General features: G+C 43.5%; 25 protein-coding genes. 23 read left to right on the top strand and 2 right to left on the bottom strand.

What is annotated here, in order from left to right; all coding sequences use genetic code 11:
• The 14 genes from rsfS to AOQ29_RS03375 form a co-directional block, all read left to right on the top strand.
• Positions 1 to 217, top strand: a 217-nt coding sequence (gene rsfS, locus AOQ29_RS07915) for a ribosome silencing factor (RefSeq protein ID WP_083989257.1), incomplete at its 5' end; no start/stop codon positions are given.
• 74 nt (positions 218 to 291) lie between these two features.
• Complete coding sequence (locus AOQ29_RS03435; protein WP_061993145.1) at positions 292 to 1,056, top strand: class I SAM-dependent methyltransferase; 765 nt, start codon at positions 292 to 294, stop codon at positions 1,054 to 1,056.
• Positions 1,053 to 2,243: a nucleotidyltransferase gene (locus tag AOQ29_RS03430; RefSeq protein ID WP_061993144.1), complete on the top strand. Its 1,191-nt coding sequence runs from the start codon at positions 1,053 to 1,055 to the stop codon at positions 2,241 to 2,243. Before AOQ29_RS03435 ends, AOQ29_RS03430 begins: the two co-directional genes overlap by 4 nt.
• Positions 2,240 to 2,800 carry a YceD family protein gene (locus tag AOQ29_RS03425; protein ID WP_061993143.1) on the top strand — a complete coding sequence of 187 codons (561 nt, stop codon included), beginning with the start codon at positions 2,240 to 2,242 and terminating at the stop codon, positions 2,798 to 2,800. Before AOQ29_RS03430 ends, AOQ29_RS03425 begins: the two co-directional genes overlap by 4 nt.
• 103 nt (positions 2,801 to 2,903) lie before the next feature.
• A complete protein-coding gene (locus AOQ29_RS03420) occupies positions 2,904 to 3,593 on the top strand; it encodes a response regulator transcription factor (protein ID WP_061993142.1) in 690 nt (229 codons plus the stop codon).
• A 1-nt stretch (position 3,594) separates the two neighbouring features.
• On the top strand, positions 3,595 to 4,689 hold the full coding sequence (locus AOQ29_RS03415; protein ID WP_061993141.1) for a sensor histidine kinase: 1,095 nt from the start codon (positions 3,595 to 3,597) through the stop codon (positions 4,687 to 4,689).
• 168 nt (positions 4,690 to 4,857) lie between these two features.
• Positions 4,858 to 5,814, top strand: coding sequence for a membrane protein insertase YidC (yidC, locus tag AOQ29_RS03410; RefSeq protein ID WP_061993140.1), 957 nt, complete (start codon positions 4,858 to 4,860; stop codon positions 5,812 to 5,814).
• A 10-nt stretch (positions 5,815 to 5,824) separates the two neighbouring features.
• A complete protein-coding gene (locus tag AOQ29_RS03405) occupies positions 5,825 to 6,598 on the top strand; it encodes a TrmH family RNA methyltransferase (protein WP_061993139.1) in 774 nt (257 codons plus the stop codon).
• Between the two features lie 51 nt (positions 6,599 to 6,649).
• Positions 6,650 to 6,886 (top strand): preprotein translocase subunit SecG, encoded by a 237-nt coding sequence (gene secG, locus AOQ29_RS03400; protein ID WP_061993138.1) that lies wholly within the window; start codon positions 6,650 to 6,652, stop codon positions 6,884 to 6,886.
• A 72-nt stretch (positions 6,887 to 6,958) separates the two neighbouring features.
• The gene (rnr, locus tag AOQ29_RS03395; RefSeq protein WP_083989255.1) at positions 6,959 to 9,433 is read left to right on the top strand and encodes a ribonuclease R; all 2,475 of its coding nucleotides are present in this window, start codon (positions 6,959 to 6,961) and stop codon (positions 9,431 to 9,433) included.
• 26 nt (positions 9,434 to 9,459) lie between these two features.
• Positions 9,460 to 9,924 carry an SsrA-binding protein SmpB gene (smpB, locus tag AOQ29_RS03390; RefSeq protein WP_061993137.1) on the top strand — a complete coding sequence of 155 codons (465 nt, stop codon included), beginning with the start codon at positions 9,460 to 9,462 and terminating at the stop codon, positions 9,922 to 9,924.
• Between the two features lie 182 nt (positions 9,925 to 10,106).
• A complete protein-coding gene (gene rny / locus AOQ29_RS03385) occupies positions 10,107 to 11,663 on the top strand; it encodes a ribonuclease Y (protein ID WP_061993136.1) in 1,557 nt (518 codons plus the stop codon).
• Between the two features lie 144 nt (positions 11,664 to 11,807).
• Positions 11,808 to 12,197 carry a DUF948 domain-containing protein gene (locus tag AOQ29_RS03380; RefSeq protein ID WP_061993135.1) on the top strand — a complete coding sequence of 130 codons (390 nt, stop codon included), beginning with the start codon at positions 11,808 to 11,810 and terminating at the stop codon, positions 12,195 to 12,197.
• A gap of 12 nt (positions 12,198 to 12,209) precedes the next feature.
• Positions 12,210 to 12,503, top strand: a complete 294-nt coding sequence (locus AOQ29_RS03375) for a hypothetical protein (protein ID WP_061993134.1) — start codon at positions 12,210 to 12,212, stop codon at positions 12,501 to 12,503.
• Between the two features lie 93 nt (positions 12,504 to 12,596).
• Here AOQ29_RS03375 and rnhC read toward each other — a convergent pair whose 3' ends face one another.
• Positions 12,597 to 13,559 (bottom strand): ribonuclease HIII, encoded by a 963-nt coding sequence (rnhC, locus tag AOQ29_RS03370; protein ID WP_061993133.1) that lies wholly within the window; start codon positions 13,557 to 13,559, stop codon positions 12,597 to 12,599.
• Positions 13,560 to 13,702: 143 nt separating this feature from the next.
• On the opposite strand from rnhC, the gene AOQ29_RS03365 reads away from it, so the two are divergent.
• The 4 genes from AOQ29_RS03365 to AOQ29_RS03350 all read left to right on the top strand — a co-directional run bounded on the left by AOQ29_RS03365 (position 13,703) and on the right by AOQ29_RS03350 (position 18,174).
• Complete coding sequence (locus AOQ29_RS03365) at positions 13,703 to 14,227, top strand: CvpA family protein (protein WP_061993132.1); 525 nt, start codon at positions 13,703 to 13,705, stop codon at positions 14,225 to 14,227.
• Between the two features lie 28 nt (positions 14,228 to 14,255).
• Positions 14,256 to 16,655: an endonuclease MutS2 gene (locus tag AOQ29_RS03360; RefSeq protein ID WP_061993131.1), complete on the top strand. Its 2,400-nt coding sequence runs from the start codon at positions 14,256 to 14,258 to the stop codon at positions 16,653 to 16,655.
• 64 nt (positions 16,656 to 16,719) lie between these two features.
• On the top strand, positions 16,720 to 17,076 hold the full coding sequence (locus AOQ29_RS03355) for a hypothetical protein (RefSeq protein ID WP_061993130.1): 357 nt from the start codon (positions 16,720 to 16,722) through the stop codon (positions 17,074 to 17,076).
• 12 nt (positions 17,077 to 17,088) lie between these two features.
• Positions 17,089 to 18,174, top strand: coding sequence for a hypothetical protein (locus tag AOQ29_RS03350; protein ID WP_061993129.1), 1,086 nt, complete (start codon positions 17,089 to 17,091; stop codon positions 18,172 to 18,174).
• Between the two features lie 76 nt (positions 18,175 to 18,250).
• On the opposite strand, the gene AOQ29_RS03345 is transcribed toward AOQ29_RS03350, so the two are convergent.
• Positions 18,251 to 18,583: a hypothetical protein gene (locus AOQ29_RS03345; protein ID WP_061993128.1), complete on the bottom strand. Its 333-nt coding sequence runs from the start codon at positions 18,581 to 18,583 to the stop codon at positions 18,251 to 18,253.
• A gap of 278 nt (positions 18,584 to 18,861) precedes the next feature.
• Between AOQ29_RS03345 and gmk the strand changes: the two genes are divergently transcribed.
• The 5 genes from gmk (at position 18,862) to AOQ29_RS03320 (ending at position 21,107) form a co-directional block, all read left to right on the top strand.
• Positions 18,862 to 19,461, top strand: coding sequence for a guanylate kinase (gene gmk, locus AOQ29_RS03340; RefSeq protein ID WP_061993127.1), 600 nt, complete (start codon positions 18,862 to 18,864; stop codon positions 19,459 to 19,461).
• A 12-nt stretch (positions 19,462 to 19,473) separates the two neighbouring features.
• Positions 19,474 to 19,689: a DNA-directed RNA polymerase subunit omega gene (gene rpoZ, locus AOQ29_RS03335; RefSeq protein ID WP_061993126.1), complete on the top strand. Its 216-nt coding sequence runs from the start codon at positions 19,474 to 19,476 to the stop codon at positions 19,687 to 19,689.
• A 1-nt stretch (position 19,690) separates the two neighbouring features.
• A complete protein-coding gene (locus tag AOQ29_RS03330) occupies positions 19,691 to 20,269 on the top strand; it encodes a peptidylprolyl isomerase (RefSeq protein WP_061993125.1) in 579 nt (192 codons plus the stop codon).
• A 69-nt stretch (positions 20,270 to 20,338) separates the two neighbouring features.
• Positions 20,339 to 20,719 carry a CvfD/Ygs/GSP13 family RNA-binding post-transcriptional regulator gene (locus AOQ29_RS03325; protein WP_061993124.1) on the top strand — a complete coding sequence of 127 codons (381 nt, stop codon included), beginning with the start codon at positions 20,339 to 20,341 and terminating at the stop codon, positions 20,717 to 20,719.
• 10 nt (positions 20,720 to 20,729) lie between these two features.
• Positions 20,730 to 21,107: a hypothetical protein gene (locus tag AOQ29_RS03320; RefSeq protein WP_061993123.1), complete on the top strand. Its 378-nt coding sequence runs from the start codon at positions 20,730 to 20,732 to the stop codon at positions 21,105 to 21,107.
• The last annotated feature ends 84 nt before the right edge of the window (positions 21,108 to 21,191 follow it).

Raw genomic sequence — 21,191 nt, 5'->3', positions numbered from 1 at the left:
TCAAGCGATTGCCCGTGAGGTCAAAGATGAAGCCCAGTTAGCTGGTGCTGAAGTTTTGAACATGGAAGGTTACGATCGTTCAGAGTGGATTTCACTTGACCTTGGTGATGTGATTGTTCATATTTTTGACCAAGAATCACGTGACTTTTATCAACTCGATCGTTTGTGGTTTGATGCCGATAAGGTTAACATCACAGAATATCTTGAAGAAGCTTAATAACAATAGTTGGCTGGTGGTTGGTCTAGGGATAGACCGTCCATCAGCCACTGTCGTTCTACGGGGGTTTTTAAATGACTGAAGAAAATACATTACCATATCAAACTTTTGCTGGCCTATACGACCAGCTTTTTGACGGGGATTTGTATGCAGATTGGTTTAAATTCGTCAAAAAACAACTGACACCCGGTAAAATTTTAGACTTGGGTGGTGGAGCTGGCCGGTTGGCGGTCTTATTAGCACAAGCTGGGTATCAGGTTGATTTATTAGATATGGCCCCAGCAATGCTAAGCTTAGCCCAAACGCATGCTAATGAAGCTCAGGTCGATTTGAGGTTATTAGAAGCGGATATCCGTGATTTTTCTGGTTGGGAAGAAAAGTATCCAGCGATTGTTTCATTTGCAGACACTTTTAACTATCTTCCAGGAAAAAAGGATTTTGAAGCGGGATTAAAGCAGGTTTATGATCACTTAGAAGACCAGGGAACGTTTTTGTTCGATGTCATTACTCCTTACCAAGTCAACGTTTTGTATGATAACTACTGTTATAACAATGATGATGATCCGGACCAGATTTTTATGTGGACAAGTTTTCCGGGTGAAGAGAAGAATTCTGTTGATCATGATTTAAAGTTCTTCTTGTACAATGAAGACCTCGATGCGTTTAACTTAGTTCGAGAAGTTCACCATGAGCAAACATACGACCTGTCCTATTACCAAAAAGCCTTGAAGAAGGCGGGATTCGTTAATGTACAAGTTAGTGCTAATTTTGGACAAAAGGCCGTCGATGACCAAGATGCTCGTTGGTTCTTTTCAGCACAAAAAGGAGGGGTAAAATGAAAGCAGTTGGAATAATTGCAGAATACAATCCTTTTCACAATGGCCATGCCTACCATATTCAAAGAGCCAAAGAATTAACGGGGGCTGATTTAGCGGTCGTCGTGATGTCAGGAAACTTTGTTCAACGAGGTGAGCCAGCCATTTTGGATAAGTGGGAAAGAACTCAGTTAGCCATGAATTCTGGAGCTGACCTAGTTGTTGAACTGCCTGTTTTTTATGCTGTTCAACCCGGGCATTTATTTGCTGAAGGAGCTGTTAAAATTTTGCAGGCTCTTGGTGTCGAGGACTTAGTCTTTGGTTCTGAAAATCCGACAATCGACTTTATGGACTTGGCGAAAAAGGCTGCCGAAATTGAGAGCCAAGGGCAGTTTACAGACCGAAGTCAGACCTATGCATCGGCTTATGCTGGTCAGTTAGAAGAAGCGACGGGCTTTAAATTGGAAAATCCCAATGATATTTTGGCTTTTTCCTACGCTAAGGCAGTCTTAAAGAGTGGTTTGCCAATGAATTTGGTGCCCATTGGTCGTCTTGAGGCTGGTTACCATGATCAAACCTTTGCCGAGGACCAAACGATTGCATCCGCTTCTTCAATTCGCTTGGCCTTGCATAAAGGCAAGTTTGATAAGGTTGAAAACGTCGTGCCGGCCGAGACTCTAGCAGCACTGAAGGACAAGCCCAATACATTGGACTTTGAAAAGCCATTTTACGACCTCTTACGGTACCGTTTATTGACTGATACGGTTGGCCAACTTGGCCAGGTCTACCAAATGGCTGAGGGCTTAGAACACCGTCTGGCAGCGACGGCCGGTAATCCTGAGGCGCCCCAGTCTTACCAATCTTTTATCAAAGCTGTTAAGACAAAGCGGTATACCTTTGCTCGAATTCAACGGACGCTGTTGTACACCTTATTAAATATTAAGGTTGATCAAATGCAGGCAGCCATGGCTGATTCCTACATTCGCTTGCTCGGTTTTAATGATTTGGGCCAGGGCTACCTTAGTGAAGTTAAACGACGAGCAACCTTGCCAATTATTTCAAAAGTTGACATGGGGCTGGCCAAAGCCAATTTACGGTTAGACTATAAGGCTGGCCAAATTTGGCAAGTCCTTGCCGGACAACAGGGCGTTAAACTAGGGCAAGACCTTAGTCGTAAGCCGATTTATCAAACAAAGGAGACTAAAAAATGAAGTATGCTAAGCAGCAATTAGCTAAGTATCAGCAGACACCATTAATGATTGATGAAAAATTATTGCTACAAAATTTGATTGATGAGCGTTTTTCTGATTTAATTATTAGTGCAAGGTCTGTTCAAGTGCAAGGAACGATTCGTTCCATCGAAAATGAAGATATTGTTTTAGCTGTTTCAGTCGTAGCGGACTTAACCCTACCGTCATCACGGTCATTAGCACCAGTGGATTGGTCAATCGAATTGCCAATTCATGAAACCTATATTAGTGATGAAGAGCGGCTTAAGACATTCGAAGATGAAGATGCAGTTTTTGTCTTAGAAAATAATAGTATTGATTTAGATCAAGTTGTCTTAGACAACTTAGTAGCGGCTTTACCTAGTCAGATTCTGACTAAGGATGAAGAAAACGAGCAAACCTTGCCCACCGGAAAAGACTGGCAGGTCATTTCTGAAGAAGATTTCGCGGAGCAAGAAGCAAAAGAACAAAAAGAGTCACAAGCCGATGAAAAACAGTTAGACCCGCGGCTAGCAAAACTTGATGATTTTTTTAAATAAATGAGAAAAATCGACGTTTATGGTAGAATAAGATTAGAACTTATTCATATTTGTTTGACGGCCACTGAGCTGTTGGGCATGCAGGGACGTCGAGAGGGAAAATATGAGTCGTATTTTAATTGTTGAAGATGAAGAAAATTTGGCCAAGTTCGTTAGCCTCGAGCTCAAACACGAAGGCTATGACGTGGAGACTGTTTTAAACGGTCGTGAAGGCCTCGATAAAGCACTCAATGAAGATTTTGATTTGATCTTGTTGGATTTGATGTTGCCTGAATTGAATGGCTTTGAAGTTGCCCGCCGGTTGCGCGAAACTAAGAAAACACCAATCATCATGATGACTGCTCGTGATTCAGTGATTGACCGAGTTTCTGGTTTGGACTACGGTGCTGATGACTACGTGGTTAAGCCATTTGCCATTGAAGAACTTTTGGCCCGTGTTCGGTCACTTTTGCGTCGGATTGATATTGAACAAAATCCAGCCGATAAGTCACCATCAATCATTCGTTTTAAGAACTTACAGTTGGAAAAAGAAAATCGGATTGCCCGTCGTGATGACCAAGTCATTAATTTGACGAAGCGCGAATACGATTTGTTATTGCTGTTAGTTGAAAATATCAACGTCGTTCAATCTCGTGAAAAGCTTTTGAAAGAAGTTTGGGGCTTTGATACGCAAATTGAAACGAACGTTGTGGATGTTTATATCCGTTACTTGCGAAACAAGTTAGATGATCCGGAGTCAAAGACTTCATACATCCAAACTGTTCGTGGAACGGGCTATGTCATGCGGAGCTAAGATGAGAAAGTCAAAGCAAAAAAAACAAGAAGACTCACCGGTTTTATCAATCCAGACACTCTTAACCCTGGTTTTAACGGTGGGTTTTTTGCTACTCTTGGCTGGGATTTTAGTTTGTTTAGATATTTTAATTGGTGCTAATATCCGTGGTGAAACCTTTGCCCAGATTAGTCATTGGTGGTTTGTGCTGACCTTGGTTGCTCTGTTATGGACTCTTTGTTTAGCATGGTTGCTGGCTCAAGTCTTTGTTCGACCAGTTAAAAAATTGCAAAAAACAATGCTTAACTTCGAAGATGACCCTCTGACAGATGATCGGGTTAAACCCGTTGCCTATAACAAAGAGCTTAACGACCTCGGCCAGGTTCAAAATCAAACGATGGACAAGGTTCAGGGATTGATTTATGCCCAACAAGACTTTGTTTCTGACGTTTCCCATGAATTGCGGACTCCCGTAGCTATCGTCAAGGGCCATTTAGAGCTTTTGAACCGCTGGGGGAAGGATGATCCGGAAGTCCTAGAGGATTCAATTCGGTCGTCACTAGCTGAAATTTCACGGATGGAAACCCTGGTTAATGAAATGTTAGTCTTGACCAGAGCTGAAAACTTGAATGTTACTAGTCAGCCGGAAATTACGGAGGTCTTACCAATTATCGAGCGGGTCTACCATGACTTGCAGATGGTCCATCCTGATTTTTCTTGGACCTTTGATAATGACTTAGACCAACCGGTAGAAGTCGCTGTTCGGGCTGACCATTTAGAACAATTATTAATCATTTTGATTGATAATGCTTCTAAGTATTCTACGGATCGAAAGGAAATCCATCTGGCGCTGGCAAAGGCTGGCACCTGGGTTGAAATCGGTGTTCAAGACTTTGGTCAGGGTATTGCCGCCGAAGATTTGGACCGAGTCTTTGATCGCTTTTACCGGGTTGACAAAGCGCGTGCCCACCGAACTGGTGGGAACGGCCTAGGCCTCAGCATTGTGAAGAAGATGGTTGCGGCTTACGGTGGTCAGGTCCAAGTTGAGTCTGCTTTGGGTTCTGGATCAATTTTTCGACTTCGTTTTCCAATCTGCCGTCCTGAAAAAACAGAATAGGCTTTCTGATTAAACCGAGACTCAGTGATTTGATTTTACTTTAACTTAAATTATTGCTATAATTTAAGGGTCTAACACATCATGAGTTAATTAATAAAACTTGTCAGTTGGCAAGTTTTTTTCTTTGAGTACAAATACAGAGATTAAATTTAAACGAGGATATTTTTCATGAAATCAGCAAAGCGGACAGCAACTATTTTGATTGTCCTTTTCGACCTTTACTTGATGACTGGCGGTTATAGCACCAACGGTCGGATGTACCGGCTCGTATCAACGCCCATTGCCCATATTTTGACGGACATTGCTAATTGGGTCGGCGGGGCAGACGGAATCGGTTGGGCCATTATCATTTTGACGGCCATTATCCGTTTGATTTTGTTACCAATCTTTATTAACCAACAGCGGAACACAACAATTTCAGGATTAAAGATGCAAAAAATGCGTCCTGAATTGGAAAAAATTCAAGCAGCTGCTAAAGCGGCTCAGACACCAACTGAACAACAAGCCATTTCAATGCAATCCATGAATTTGTACCGAGAAAATAACGTCTCAATGACGGGTGGGGTTTCTTGGTTGACGATGGCCGTTCAGTTGCCAATCTTTTCTGGTTTGTATCTGGCAATTAAGCACGCTGACGGTTTGAAGAGTGCCACATTTTATGGAATGGCTTTGTCAAAGCCACAAATCATTTTAACGATTATCGTTTTCTTGATTTATGTTTTCCAGGCTTACCTGAGCCAACTCCATATGCCTGAAGACCAAAAGAAGACCGCAGGAAAGATTGCCTACTTCATGCCAGTCATGATTGCCTTCTTTACCTTTGCTTCTTCTGGAGCCATTGGTCTGTACTTCATCGTTGGTGGAATCTCTGTGGCCATCCAGACATTGGTCATTCACTTCATGCACAGTGGTTTGACTAAGCATGTTGAAGAAACATTTTCTCTGAAGCGTGGGGCCGATGAATTATTGAAAGAAGCGACTGCTGGGTCTAATTTTAATCAAGGGGCACAACGTGTTCGTCCTGAAGACTTACGACCTCGTGATGTCACTCCAACAGAAACTAACGACCAACCGACTGGTCAACGGAATGCCGGTAAACAAAACCGACAGTTAAACAAAGAATAAAGGAATCCAAATGGAACGAATTTTATCAAAACAAAATGCTAAGGTGAAAGCCTGGGCGAAATTAGCTACAAAAAAAGGCCGGACAGAACAAAAGACTTATTTGCTTGATGGCTGGCACTTGGTTCAAGAAGCCGTTAAGGCTGGTGCTAAGTTTCATGCTGTGATGGCCACTGCTGAACAAATGGAAGCCCATTTGCCAGATGTCCCTCATGGTGTCCCAGCTTTTGAAATTTCAAAGGAAGTTGCTGTGCATATTGCCGGCACTAAGGCTCCTCAAGGAATCTTTGCTGAAGTAACTTTGCCTGAAAAGACTTTTGACCCATCATATGTTCATGATGGTCTTTGGCTCTTCTTGGATGCTATCCAAGATCCAGGTAATGTTGGAACATTGATTCGAACAGCCGATGCTGCTGGTTTCAAGGGAGTCGTTCTTGGTCAAGACACTGCTGATGCATACGCACCAAAGACTTTGCGCGCAATGCAAGGATCAAACTTCCATTTGGAAGTTTTGCAAGGCGACTTGAACCAATGGATTGATGCCTTTGCTGAAAACAGCTTGCCAGTTTATGGTTCAGAATTGAACGAAGAAGCCAAGCCATACCAAGAAATCCAAGGATTATCAGCGGGTGCTTTGATTGTTGGAAACGAAGGACAGGGATTGAACCCTGAATTGGCAGCCAAGACAACTGCAAACTTATACATCCCAATCTTGGGATCAGCCGAATCATTGAATGTCGCCGTTGCCGGTGGAATTTTGATGTTCCGTTTGAGCCTTGGAAATTAAGCAACTTTCTGCTATACTAGGGTTTATGAATAACGAGTGGAGGCAGTCATTGTGACTAATGTACTAACCATCTTATTGCTGGTTGTTGGTTTTCTGCTAATCGTGACAGTTATGATGCAGCCCAGCAAACAACAGGATGCTTTGTCAGCTTTGTCTGGTGGAGCAGCCGACTTATTTACCGAACGCAAGTCGCGCGGTTTTGAAGCGGTCCTACGTCGAACAACAGTGGTTTTGGGAACCGTATGGTTTATCATTGCGCTTGCGTTGATGTATCTTGCTGCTCATTAATTTAAAAGGTCAGTTTACTTTTTTGTAGACTGATTTTTTATTTACCTTTTTTAGGAGAATGAAAAAATATCAATGGAAATTAAACAAATTAAAGAACAAATAGCTGGCTTTTTAAAGGCCAATTCCGGCCAAAGTTTCACAGCGCAAAATTTGGCGGATGGATTAAGACTAGAAGACGCAACCGGCTACCGCCAAGTTGTTAGTGTTTTAGAAGGTATGGTAGATGCTAAGTCAGCTCGTAAAGACGGTGAGGCTTATCAATTCCAGGCTCAAAATGGTGACGTGATTGGTGAATTCAAGGCCAACGATAAGGGCTTTGGTTTTGTTCGCTATGATGAAAACTTACCAGACTACTTTATTGCCCCTGATAACACTGGCCAGGCCATGCAGGGAGATACTGTCCGCGTTTCAATGGTCAAGCCAGCCCAGTCGGAAGACCGCGGTCCTGAAGGTAAGGTTGAAGAGATTGTTGAGCATTCATACCAACGCTTGGTTGGAATCTTTACTGCTGGTTCTCAACAAAAGGGTGCTTTGGGTCAAATTCGCTTGAACGACAAGAAGGCCGGTTCTTACCAGGTTCTTGTCACTGGTGTGAAAGACGAATTGTCATTGCACGACGGCCAAGTTGTCGTGGCTGATGTGAGCCGCTTCGCCGATAAAATTCACCCTAAGCAACTTTTGGTGACGGTGACCCAGGTCTTAGGTTATGAAAATGAACCCGGCATGGATATCATGCAAATCGTCGAAAATAAGAAGGTACCCAACCACTTCCCTGACGAAGTGATGGCGGAAGCCGATGCCATTCCGAGTGAAGTGCAAAAGGAAGAATGGGCCGGTCGTGCTGATATCACTGACCAACCACTGGTGACAATTGATGGTGCCGACACTAAGGATATCGATGATGCCGTTGTCGTTTGGAAAAAGGACAATGGGAACTACCACTTGGGTGTTCACATTGCCGATGTTTCCCACTATGTGCGTCCGGGAACGGCGATTGACAAGGAAGCCTATAACCGCAGTACTTCTGTTTATTTGACGGACCGGGTTATTCCAATGTTGCCACAAAAGCTTTCAAACGGGATTGCTTCATTGAATCCAGATGTGATTCGTTTGGCCATGTCTGTTGAAATGGAAATTGATGACCAAGGTCGGATTGTTTCCCATGATATTCACCAGTCTGTTATTAAATCTCATGCGCGGATGACTTATAAGGCCGTCAATGAAATTTTAGCTGGAGAAGAAGCGACTCGCAACGAATACGAAGCATTGGTACCGATGTTTGAAGAGATGGGCGAATTGCACCAAATCTTGTATAAGAAGCGATCACGTCGTGGCGCCATTGAATTCGATACGCCGGAAGCTTCAATTGTTGTGGATGAAAATGGGAAGGCCATCGATGTGGTTGTCCGCGAACGCGGAACCTCTGAACGAATGATTGAATCATTTATGTTGGCCGCTAACGAAACCATTGCGGAGCACTTCGATCGGTTGCAAGTGCCATTCTTGTATCGAATTCACGAAGTTCCAGACGAAGAACGTGCTCAATCCTTCTTTGAGTTTGCCAAGTCTCTGGGCTACCCAGTTAAGGGAGATCCCGCTAAGGTTAGCCCAATGATGTTGCAAGGTTTGATGGCTCAGGTCAAGGACGATCCAGCCGAACAAATGATTTCAACGATGATGTTGCGGGCAATGAAGCAGGCGAAGTACTCACCAGATCCATTGGGTCACTTTGGTTTGGGGGCTGAATTCTATACCCACTTTACCTCACCAATTCGTCGTTACCCTGATTTGACGGTTCACCGTTTGATTAAGTGGTACGAAACTCATGGTACCGGTGTTGAAGCCCAAGAAAAGTATGCTAGTCACCTTGGTCAAATCGGGGAAGATACTTCAACCCGCGAACGTCGGTCAATTGATACTGAACGTTTAGTTGATTCGATGAAGAAGGCCGAATACATGGAAGATAAGGTCGGCCAAGAATTTGAAGGGGTAGTTAGTGCCGCTTTGAAGTTCGGACTCTTTATTTCCTTGGAAAACACCGTCGAAGGTTTGGTTCATATTTCTAACTTGACTGATGACCATTATGAATATGATGAAAAGCATGCGGCCTTGATTGGTCGCAGCAAGCACCATATTTTCCAAATCGGTCAAAAGGTTAAAATTAAGGTTATTCGGGCTAGCAAAGAGGAATCAACTGTTGATTTTATCTTATTAAACCCTGAAGAAGCACCAACGACTGATATTCGAGTGCCACAACAAAATAACGGTAAGTTCGGTCGTGACCGTAAACCAGGTCAACGCAACGGTGGAAACCGGAACAACAATTCTCGCGGTCCTAGAAAAGACCAGGGAAGTTCAAATAACCGTCGTGGATCTGCCGGCCCAGCCAAAGGCAATGGCAACGGTAATCGCCGTTCTCAATCTAGCCAAGGCCCAGCCAAAAATAATCGGGGGCCGAAGGCGAATGGTTCAAAGCCGCAAGGCCAAAACAGCCAGTCTCAGCCTAAGCGTGGTGGCCGTAGCTTTAAAATAAGTCAACGTCCTTAAAAGTAAACAGGTGAGGAGGAATTTCGATGGCAAAGAAAAAACCAGCCCAAGATCCAGCCTTGGCGCAGAATCGCAAAGCCCGTTTTAACTATGCAATTGAAGAGACCGTCGAAGCTGGGGTTGTGTTGACTGGAACTGAAATTAAGTCGGTTCGGGCCGGCCAAATTACAATCGGTGATGGTTTCGTGACAGTTAATGATGGCCAAGCCATCTTGACGAATGTTAATATCGCTTCTTATGAAAATGGTAATCAATTTAACGTTGACCCATTACGAAACCGGGTCTTACTTTTGCACAAGAAGCAAATTGCCCGCTTGGCCCTTTTTGCCAAGGAACCGGGGGTGACCATTGTTCCACTGAAGGTTTATATGAAACGGGGCTTCGCTAAAGTTCTGCTCGGTGTCGGTCGAGGAAAGAAGCAATATGATAAACGACAAACTATCAAAAAGCGTGATCAAGAACGTGATTTGAATCGACGCTTTAAAAAATAAATGATTTTTAATCAAAAGTTCTTTTTGCAACTGCAAGAGGGGCTTTTTTTGATTAGACTTTTATCAGACAAATTGTGTTAATTGCCGGATTGACCTGTCTTTTCCAATTGACCCATGCCCCATAATTGTCTATACTAGACTTGTGAACTAAAAATTGTTCATCGCTGAAAGGAAGAATACTTATGGGTATGATTATTATTTCAGCACTCTTTGCATTAGTAGTTGGTTTAGCTGGTGGCTATTTTGTCAAACGGACGATGGATAAAGTTCGTTTAGATAGCGCTAAACAGATTGCAGCAAACATTTTAAAACAAGCAAATGAAGAAGCTAAAAGTATTAAGCGGGCGGCGGAAGTCGACGCGAAAGATGATGCACAAAAGTACCGAAACCAAGTTGACCAATCGCTTTCTGAACGTCGAAAGAAAGCTGAGGCCCAAGAGCAACGGTTGCAGGATCGAACTGATACTTTAGACAAAAAAGATGCAACTTTGAACCAACGTGACGCTGCGTTGATTCAAAAGGAAAGTCAAGTTCAAACGCATTTAACCGAAGCAGACCAGAAGCTCGAAGCTGCTAAGCAAGCCTTAGCTGACCAAGAGTTGAAGCTGCAAGAGATTGCTGAATTGAATAAAGACCAAGCCAAAGAAATTATTTTGGATGAATCAAAGGCCCAATTGGAACATGAGCGGGCTGCTTTAATTCAGGAATATGAAGTTGATGCAAAAAGTGAAGGGGAACGTCGGGCTCGCAACTTGGTTGTTGAAGCAATCCAGCGTTCAGCTGCGGATACTGTTTCTGATGTGACAGTATCAGTAGTTAACCTTCCCGGGGAAGAGATGAAGGGCCGGATTATTGGTCGCGAAGGTCGCAATATTCGGACGTTGGAAGCACTGACAGGAATTGATTTGATTATCGATGATACTCCTGAGTCAGTTGTTTTGTCTGGCTTTGATCCTCTTCGTCGTCAAATTGCCAAGAATGCTTTGGATGCTTTGATCGCGGATGGCCGGATTAATCCTGCCAAAATCGAAGAAGCAGTCGAAAAAGCACGACGGCAAATGGATGAAAATATTCGCCAAAAGGGTGAAGAAGCAGTCTTTGAATTAGGACTCCGTGGTTTACACCCCGACTTAATTAAGTTGATTGGTCGAATGAATTACCGGACGTCATATGGTCAGAACGTCTTACAACACTCAATTGAAGTGGCGAAGATTACTGGCCTAATGGCTGCTGAATTTAAAATGGATGTTGCTCAAGCAAAGCGTGCTGGTCTCTTACACGATATTGGAAAGGCCGTTGATGCTGAAGTTGAAGGTTCCCACGTTGAACTCGGTGTCCGTTTGGCTGAAAAATATCAAGAAAAGCCAGTGGTTGTGAATGCTATTGCCGCCCACCACGGTGATACTGAAGCAATTTCACCCCTTGCGGACCTTGTCGCCGCTGCAGATGCAATTTCTGCTGCCCGACCAGGAGCCCGCTCTGAATCATTAGAAAATTACGTTCAGCGTTTGACGGATTTGGAAAACATTGCAGATGGTTATCACGGCGTTAAGTCGGCCTATGCTATCCAAGCTGGACGTGAAGTTCGAGTAGTTGTTGAACCTTCTCAGATTACAGATATCCAAGCAACAGTTTTGGCCCATGATATTAAGGCTGAAGTTGAAGAAAAGCTCGAGTATCCTGGCCATGTGAAGGTGACAGTTGTCCGAGAAACTCGTGCAACAGATTATGCAAGATGAGAAAGCCCAATCGGGCTTTTTTTATTTTTCAAGATAAATTAATAAATTTTTACTTGGAACCTGTATTAATTAAAAAAGTCTGTTACAATTAAGACAAATCGACAGTTAATTAGACCAGACGAAATGAGAGGAGCTGCAACACTTATGACAGTTGGAGAAATTTCACTTTTAATTTTTGCTTTAGCGTTTTTGCTTTTAGTGGTGTGCCTAAGCATTTTCTTGCTTCGGTTAACTCGTTCAGTTAGCATTTTGACAACTGATATTGACACGATTGCCCGATCTTCAAATGAAGTTCTAGCAAATACAAATATCTTATTGGATGATGTTAATGAAAAGATGGCGACGTTGGACGTCACTGTCCAGGCTGTTGCTGACCTTTCCGAAACGGTTTCAGACTTGAATGATTCGGCTCGTAAAACGGCAAGTAATTTCTCTGGCTTAGGCACTTTGTCAAAGGCAGGGGCTTCCTTTGCTTTGACAAGGGTTTTCAACGTATTTTCTAAGAAGAACAAGAAGAATAAGAAAGAAAACTAGGGGGAAACGATTATGGGTAAAAAAGCTACAGGTGTTGTTGCAGGATTTTTCCTAGCTGCTGGAGCAGCAGCTGCGTACAAGTTCTTACCAGCAGATAAAAAGGCTAAGGTTCAGGAAAAGAAGGATGCATTCCGCGACCGAGCCAATGAATTGACTGATCAAGCCAAAGCTAAGCTGGCACCATATGTCGAACATGCTAAATCATCATTGGATGAAAAAAAGGCTGACTTAGCAGACCAAGTTGCCAGTCAAGATGATCAAGACATTGAACTGAAAGAAAATGACTTGTCATTACCAAAAGAATAAATAAAAAAACCACGAACTTTAAATGATGAGGAATTAGTCATCAATAAAAAGTTTGTGGTTTTCTTTTGCTTTGGTTCGGCCCTTTCATTAAGCCTAACGATGAGCCAGGTTTTGAGCCTTTTGAGTATTGGCAAAATGAAGCTTAGCGTAATGCCTCAGGTCAGTTCCTTGGTTGATAAGTTTGGCAGCAATCCGGTCAGCTTCCTTGCCCGCCCCAATCGGAAGGGTCAAGCCGGCTGCTTGGCTGAGTTCAGCCATTGATTGAAGTTCGACATAGCGGGCTAGAATCGAAGCGGCAGCCACAGCCAGGTGGAAGGTTTCCCCCTTGGTTGTAAAATAAACGTTTTGTCGGACAATTGGGTCCTGATGGTTTGTTTGTAGGTATTTGAAATACGAATTTGGACTGACAAATTGGTCAACCAGGTAACCAGCTGGTTCAGTTGGGGCAATTTTTTCCCGAACTGTGTTCAGGACAAAGTTATGAGATAGGGCCTTCATGGCGACAACATTTTGCCCACTTTCTTGGAGTTGGTTATACTTGTCGGGCATCAAATTAACCACGTGGTGAGGTAACTTTTGAATAATCTGTGGGGCGATAGTTTTAATTTTATCGTCAGTTAATGTCTTTGAATCGGCAATACCTAATGATTTGACCCAGGCGAGCTGACTCTCGGGCACGTAAACTGCCGCGGTGGTTAATGGACCAAAGTAGGCCCCGGCTCCAACTTCATCAGAGCCAATCACACTCCACTTTGCAAAGTCAGTCGGCAGGTTAGCTCCTGGTTTTTCCTTTGGCTTTTTGTAAGATGGCTTAGCTGAGGAAGTGGTTCTAGTACCAGCCAAATTTGGTTGGCTTTGACCTTGCCAACGGAGTGCCTCTGTTTCAGCGTTTGGTCCTTGAAATAAAACTTTACCAGACCGGTAGGCGGTAATGGTGGTTCCTTGATTTTGGGCTTGGAAGACAGCGCCGTTAGGTGCTTGGGGCCGCATCCCGCGAGCATAATAAGTGCGACATTTACTAATTGTCGCTGAATCTAGGGTGAGGACACTTTGCATACCAGGACTCCTTGTCTAATTCTAGGTTCTAACGGTCTTAATTATAGCAGTTTTAATGGTATAATTGACGATATTAAGTTTTTTCAGATTGGGCTGAATTTTAATTTTTCACCAGTTAAAACAGCCTGCATAGGAGCAAAAAAATGATTCTTTCAATCGTTGTGATTATTTTTATTTTATTGATGTTTTATTCGGGTTATCAGGAAGGGATTGTTCATGTCTTGGCTCGGTTGGCCTTGTTTGCTTTGGTCTTTTACATGGCAACAATTCTCTCAAAACCCTTGGCTGGTGTTTTTGAAAACTGGGTATCTGGTCAGTTTGCCCGTCCAGGTGTGCCCCAAGAAGTTTCTCGACAAGGTACGCAATTCTTATCATCTGGTTTAGCCTTTGCGGTTGTGATGTCAGTCGGCTCAATGCTTGGACACTTTTTATTGCGACCAATTCGTTTTGTTCGCCGCTTACCAATCCTGGGAAGCCTTGATGGTATTCTGGGTGGCTTACTGTATTTAGCTTTAGGTGTCTTTTTGAGCTTTTTAATTTTACAAGTTCTCTCAGTAATCCCCAATGAGTGGTTGCAAATGCAGTTCAGTCAAAGTTCTTTCTTAAATAGCTTCTTAAATAAAACACCAGTCCTAGCTGATCAAATTTATCAATGGTGGCTTAACTAACCGTGATTATCAATGAGGAATTTTAACCATGAATGAAAAAGTCTTACAGACACTTGAATACGATAAAATTAAAGACCAATTGTATCCCTTTATCCAAACTGAGCAGGGTGAACGGCTGGTCGCTGACCTCCATCCATCAGCCAATTTTGCTGAAGTTTCTGCCTGGCTTCAGGAAACCAATGAAGCGGTTTTGATTGACCGCATGAGGGGCGGGATGTTGTTGCCTTCTTTGGTTGATATTAAAGACCAGGTCCGCCGGCTTGAGATCCAAGCCAGTCTGAATGGAACAGAAATTGTCAGTCTAGCCCAGGTTTTGATTGCGACAGCAGCCATTGCTAATTTCTTTGAAAAGTTGCAAGAAGATGACCTTGGTTCATCGGTGACGCTTTTGCAGGAACGAGTGGATAACTTAACGCTTTTACCTGAGTTAACCGCCACGGTTCAAAAGGCCTTGGATGAAACCGGCCATGTTTTGGACGGGGCTTCCTCAACCTTGGCAAGTCTACGACGGCGAATGACTGGCCATGAAAATTCAATTCGGCAAAAACTCCAGGGACTGACCCGGGGTAAGTCCGCTCAATATCTATCTGAACCAATTATTACTAGGCGGTCTGACCGCTATGTTTTGCCAGTTAAGGCGGAATACCGACACCAGATTCCGGGGGTTGTTCACGACCAGAGTCAAAGTGGACAAACCTACTATATCGAACCACAGGTCGTTGTCGAAATGGCTAATGCCTGGTCGGAACTCCATGTGCAGGCATTGGCAGAAGAAGACCGAATTTTAGCGGAATTGTCTGTTGAACTGGCTGACCATAGTGAAGACCTCTTGACCAATGCTTTGATTTTGGGACAGTTGGACTTTATTAACGCTAAGGCCCGGCTGGCTAAGAGCCAAAATGCCCAGGCACCCGTTTTGTCAAAGGACCAAAGTGTTGATTTGCAACAGGCTTGGCACCCATTGATTAGCGAAAAGGTGGCGGTCAAGAACGATATCGCCCTCGGTGGTGATTATCAGACGCTGATTATCACTGGTCCTAACACCGGTGGTAAAACCATTACGATTAAGACCCTCGGTCTTTTGCAGTTGTTGGCCCAGTCTGGCTTGTTTATTACCACTGGCCGACCATCAACGGTGGCAGTTTTCGAGCAAGTCTTTGCCGATATTGGGGATGAACAGTCAATTGAGCAGAACTTATCCACCTTTTCTTCTCACATGGCTAACATCCGCCAAATTCTCACGCAAATTAACGACCGGTCCCTGGTGATTTATGATGAATTAGGTGCTGGGACGGATCCCCAAGAAGGGGCAGCTCTGGCAATGGCCATTTTGGATAAGACCCGGGAGTTAAAGGCCAAGACGATTGCTACGACCCACTACCCGGAATTGAAGTTGTACGGTTATGACCGACCTGAGACCGAAAACGCCTCAATGGTCTTTGATGTTGAAACGCTGAAGCCAACCTACCAATTGTTGATTGGGGTGCCAGGGCAGTCAAACGCCCTAGCCATTGCTAAGCGGTTAGGGTTCGCTGATGACTTGTTAGCCGATGCTAAATCGATGGTTAATCCGGAAGACCAGAACTTGAACCGGATGATTCAAGACTTGGTTGACCAGCGCCAGTTGGTGAAGAGTGAGCGAGTGTCCCTTGAGGATAAAACCAAGGAAGTTGACCAAAAGGCCGCAACCCTGGATGAGAAGACTTTAAAGCTCGAACAAGACGAAGCCAAGGTGATGATGGCGGCTAAAAAGGAAGCTAACCATTTGGTTTCTAAGACTCGCAAGGAAGCCGACCAGTTAATTTCTGAAATCCGGAAAGAACGGTTAGCTGGTGGCCAAGCGAGTGGTTTGTCCGAGCAGGAATTGCAAAAGCAAAAGCAAGCGATTGCCTCGCTCCACCAGACTGATCACTTGGAAAAGAATAAGATTCTCCAAAAGGCCAAGAAGGCTAAGGTCTTAACGGCTGGGGATGAAGTGATGGTCCAGTCATATAAGCAGCAGGGAACTTTGGTTAAGAAGCATAAGAATGGCCAGTGGGAAGTCCAACTGGGTATCTTGAAGATGCTGGTTGACGAAGACGACCTGGTTAAGACGGAAGCAACAGCCAAGGCCCAAGAAACTAAGAAGAAGCAACATAAGCAAAAGGTTGCTAAGACGGCTCATAAGACTTCGGCAACCGGTCGGGTCCAAGCTAAACTGGACCTACGTGGTGTTCGCTATGAGGCCGCCATCGTTGATTTGGACCGGTACTTGGACACTGTGACCCTGGCCAATCTCTCATCCGTGGAAATCATTCATGGAAAGGGAACCGGAGCCTTGCGCAAGGGTGTCACCGACTTCTTACGGTCAGACCGTCGGGTTAAGGAGTTCCACTTCGCCTCAGCTAATGCTGGTGGGGATGGAGCGACAATCGTGACCCTGCGTTAATTTGAAATCATTTAATTGGCCAACAGGTCAAGTTTAATTTAGATAGAACAAGATAAGGAAGACTATGTCACAATCAGAAGCGAAGTACCCAGCAGGAGAATTTCTCTCAGCCCTATTTTTATATGCCCGTGATTTTAACTACAATCACCTAATTTTTGAAGTTAATCGTTTTAAGGTTTCAGTTAACTTGGCCCGTCGGTCAAATACTTACGGTAACGCTGACCTCTTTTATGTCTCAGCAGACCCTAAGAGCTTTGCGCCGGTCTTATCAGCGGTCAACCAAGCAATTGAAATTGCTGAATTGGAAGGTGACCGTCAAGCCAAGGTGAAAACCCCTGACTTGGACCGGGAAGAACAGATCTTCCAGTTCAAGTTGAAGGAATTCGGCCACGGCCGCTACCAACTTGATTTAAGTGTTTAAGGAGGAAAGCAAATGAAGCAAGGTAAAGCAGCACAAATTAAATCACTCAAGCACCGCAATGAACAACATAAGTTCCGCGAGAGTAAGAAGCTTGAACCCTTTGACTACAATGAATTCGCGGGATTTTTACGGGCCCGATTCTTTTTAACAAAGCGCCAAGCCTATGATGCCAAGGTCTTTGAAGTCGCTTCGTTTTTCTTGGATGATTTGATTGCGACGATGGTCCAACAGAACTTTTCGGCCTTTACTAGTGACGAACGCGTGATTGTTAATTTGAATGAGGCCATGCAGGCTGCTTTGGTTCAGTCAAACGACCGCGATTGGCGGTATTTTGTCTTATTGACGCCGGTCTTGTACGACATTCAGGCCTTCTTGGCGAAAGAAGGGCAAGTTTCACCCCGTTATGGGGTGAAGACCACTAAGTTTGATCCTAACTTCTGGAAGATGATTGTTCGGACCGTCTTGGCAGTCAACTATTTCCGCTTCCAAGGGCAAGACGTGGCCAAATTAATGTCTGAATCCTCAGCGATTGATGACTTGCAATTTAAGTTTTTGCAAGAAAATGGGGATGCCGATGACTTTGATTTGGCAACGATTACGGAAGTCTACCGAGGACTTGCAGTTAAGATGCCAGACTTGAAGGATGCGGATGCCCAACCATTGGACAAGGAATTGACTGAGGCCGAAGTGGCCGAAGAAGTTGCCTTTGGTGACAGAATGGTTGAAACTTTCCAGAAGACATCAACGGCCGGGGTCGTATCCGACCAAGAAATGGCCTTGTTGAAGGCCATGCACAAGGTCTTAGCAGAAAAGTACCATGCTGGTCACCGCGACTGGAACGCCAGCCTGATTGCGACCTTTGTCAAAAATGACTTGTTTGCCGAGTGGGCCCCAGTCTGGGACTCTCTTGATGGTTTGGGTGGTGAAATCACCCGCTACCTCGAATTCTTGGCTTCAAAGAAAGCCGTTGACAACTTTAAGAAGATTGAACGCGGCCTAGTTGGCGTTGATCATTACCTCGATGTTGCAGCTTTGAACAACTTATTAGCTCAACTGAGCCAAGCGGATGTTGAAGCAGTTCTAGCAACCGAAGAATAAGAAACAGTTGAGCTCCCAATGTGCTCGACTGTTGAAAGAAAAATCCTGTTATCTTAGCTAGACAACAGGATTTTTCTTATTTGGTAAATGAAATGTTACGGACCAAGGCAGGCATTAATTGGTGGAGTTGCTTCGTATCAGCATCTTCCAATAAGAGCCGACCGTCTAGTGTTTGGGATAACACACCGTAAAAGTCGGCGATGTTTTCTTGATCGAAGCCAAAGTTCATCTGAACGGCAACGGGCTCTGCTAAATTAATAGCTGCTTCTAGTTTATTAATCAGTTCATTAGTTGATTGTTGTCGCTTTAAGGGCACCACAGCGAAGTGTTGTTGCAAACGGTGTAGGGCTTGCTTGCCTTGGTTAAAGAAACGATTATAATTTGAATGGAATTCAAGGTTAACTTGCATGTGATGGCCTCCTCGTTAACTGTTAACCACAGTATACGAACAAATGTTTGGTTTTGCAAGAATATAAATGATTAAGATTCTTTAAAGTTGGCTTAAATGCTTGTTTTAAAGCGTTTTTACCTAAAATAAATAATCGAACAAACATTCTGTTTTGTTCGCATCACATGAATTTTGTCATTATTTTTAGGTTCAGGACTAGCAAAAGCGAGATTGAATTGCAAGAGAAATTCTGATAAACTGGTAGATACCAGTAGATTTTAATATTAAAGAGGAATATCATGACACAACGTGGTTTGTTAATTGTTCTTTCAGGGCCATCAGGTGTTGGAAAAGGAACTGTCCGTAAGGCGATTTTTGAAGATGATGGAGTTGACTTCCGTTATTCAATCTCAGCGACAACTCGTCAACCCCGAGTTGGTGAAGTTGACGGTCAAGATTATTTCTTCGTTTCTAAAGAAGACTTTGAAGAAAAAATTCAAGCCGGTGAAATGCTTGAGTACGCTCAATATGTTGGTAACTATTACGGAACGCCACGGTCTTTTATTGAGGAAACCTTAGCATCTGGCCGTGATGTTTTCTTGGAAATTGATGTCCAAGGAGCCTTGCAGGTTAAGTCAAAGATGCCAGAAGGTGTTTATATCTTCTTGACCCCACCTGATATTAAAAACCTACGTTCACGTCTGGAAGGACGAGGAACTGATTCAGCCGAAGTCATTGACCAACGGGTCGAGGCGGCTAAGGATGAATTAAAGAAAATGATTAATTATAATTACGCCGTTGAAAATGATGTCGTAGATCTTGCAGTTGATCGAATTAAGGCAATTATCACAGCCGAACGTCTCAAGGTTAGTCGCGTACTTGACCAAATTGCGGAATAAAGGAGTAACACCATGTTATTGTATCCATCAGTTGATAATTTATTAGAACGAGTTGATTCACGTTACAAGTTAATCGCTTTGGCCTCAAAGAGAGCTCGTGAATTAGATGCAGGATTGCCTGCAACTAAAGTACGCTTTGACTCAAACAAGTCAGTTGGCCAAGCCCTAGAAGAAATTGAAGCCGGTGACGTAGTCATTGACCCTGTTATGCAGGACGAAGAGGATTAAAATGTCAGATTTTCCACAGTTGGCCTTGAGCGCGAATGATGTTCAAGCAACTATAAAGACGAACTATGGTGATATTGATTTGGCTTTGTTTGCTGACCAAGCACCAAAGACGGTTGAAAACTTTACTACCCATGCTAAAGATGGCTACTATGATGGTGTGATTTTCCATCGGGTAATTCCAGAATTTATGATTCAGGGAGGCGATCCTGATGGTTCTGGCCGTGGTGGCGAAAGCATTTGGGGTAAGCCATTTGAAGATGAATTTTCAGACGAATTATTTAACTTAAATGGTGCTCTTTCAATGGCAAATGCGGGCCCAGGAACGAATGGATCACAATTCTTTATCGTTCAAGCTAGCCAATTTCCAAAGCAAATGAAGTCAGCTTTGAATGGACTGCCTGAAGAAATTCAGACTGCCTACCAAGAAAACGGTGGTACACCTTGGCTTGATGGCAAGCATACCGTTTTCGGTCAAGTAGTCGCTGGAATGGATGTTGTTAACAAGATTGCTAAGGTAAAGGCAGACTATGCCGATCGCCCAATCGATGATGTTGTTATTGAAAAAGTTGTTCTTCACTAAAGTGAAGGACGCTTTTTTGTTATAATAAAGGGAAATTGATTTTTAAGACGATTTTTAGGAGCATGACGAATGAGTTATCAGATTGGGCAAATTGTTACTGGAACGGTAACCGGAATTCAGCCATACGGCGGGTTTATTAAATTAGATGAACAGACACAGGGGTTAGTTCATATTTCAGAGTTTAAGTCTGGTGTTGTCAAAGACTTAAGCGGGGAATTTAAAATTGGAGACCGTGTTAAAGTCGTTATTTTGGACATTGATCAGTATTCTGGTAAAATTTCGCTTTCTCTTCGCCAGGTTGGAATTATGGCTTTAAAAAACACGTCAATTATCAAAAATAACAGTATTAAGCGCCATTTTTGGACGAATTATCATTTGGACTATGGTTTTGAACCGATTGCTTTGGCTTTACCCGGATGGGTTGAAGAAGCAAAAAAGAGATTAAGTTGAGAGTGATGGGATGACAATGATAGCAGCAACAGTGATTGCATATGATCAAAATATGCCATATTTTCTAGTTCATGAAAAAACCAGTGGTGATCATTTTTGGACGGTTAAGGTCCACAACCACAAAGAGCAAACCTCTTTAGGGACAATTCTGCAGGCTTTTGCTGATATTGGTGTTCAGGACTTTGAAGGGTGGCGACTTGGAGAACTGGCGACCGTGACAGAGGGGACTGATCAACCCGAACAACTTTACTCTTTCCATGTGGCTGATTTCCACGAATTACAGCAACAGCTGCCAAAAGAGCTTGTCTTTAAAAGTGGAGATGAGGTCCAACAATTATTAACTTCAATTCAGCCTTCAACTTTTACTAGCTTTGATGCGGAAGAATGAATCTAGATTTTAGTTTTGTCTTGCTGAACATGGGAATATTGTTCGGATAAATCAACGACAGTAATCTTGGTGATATGTGAACAT

It is taken from the genome of Fructobacillus ficulneus, from assembly GCF_001047075.2.
Classification (GTDB): Bacteria; Bacillota; Bacilli; order Lactobacillales; family Lactobacillaceae; genus Fructobacillus; species Fructobacillus ficulneus.
This window is presented reverse-complemented; position numbering and strand designations above follow the sequence as displayed.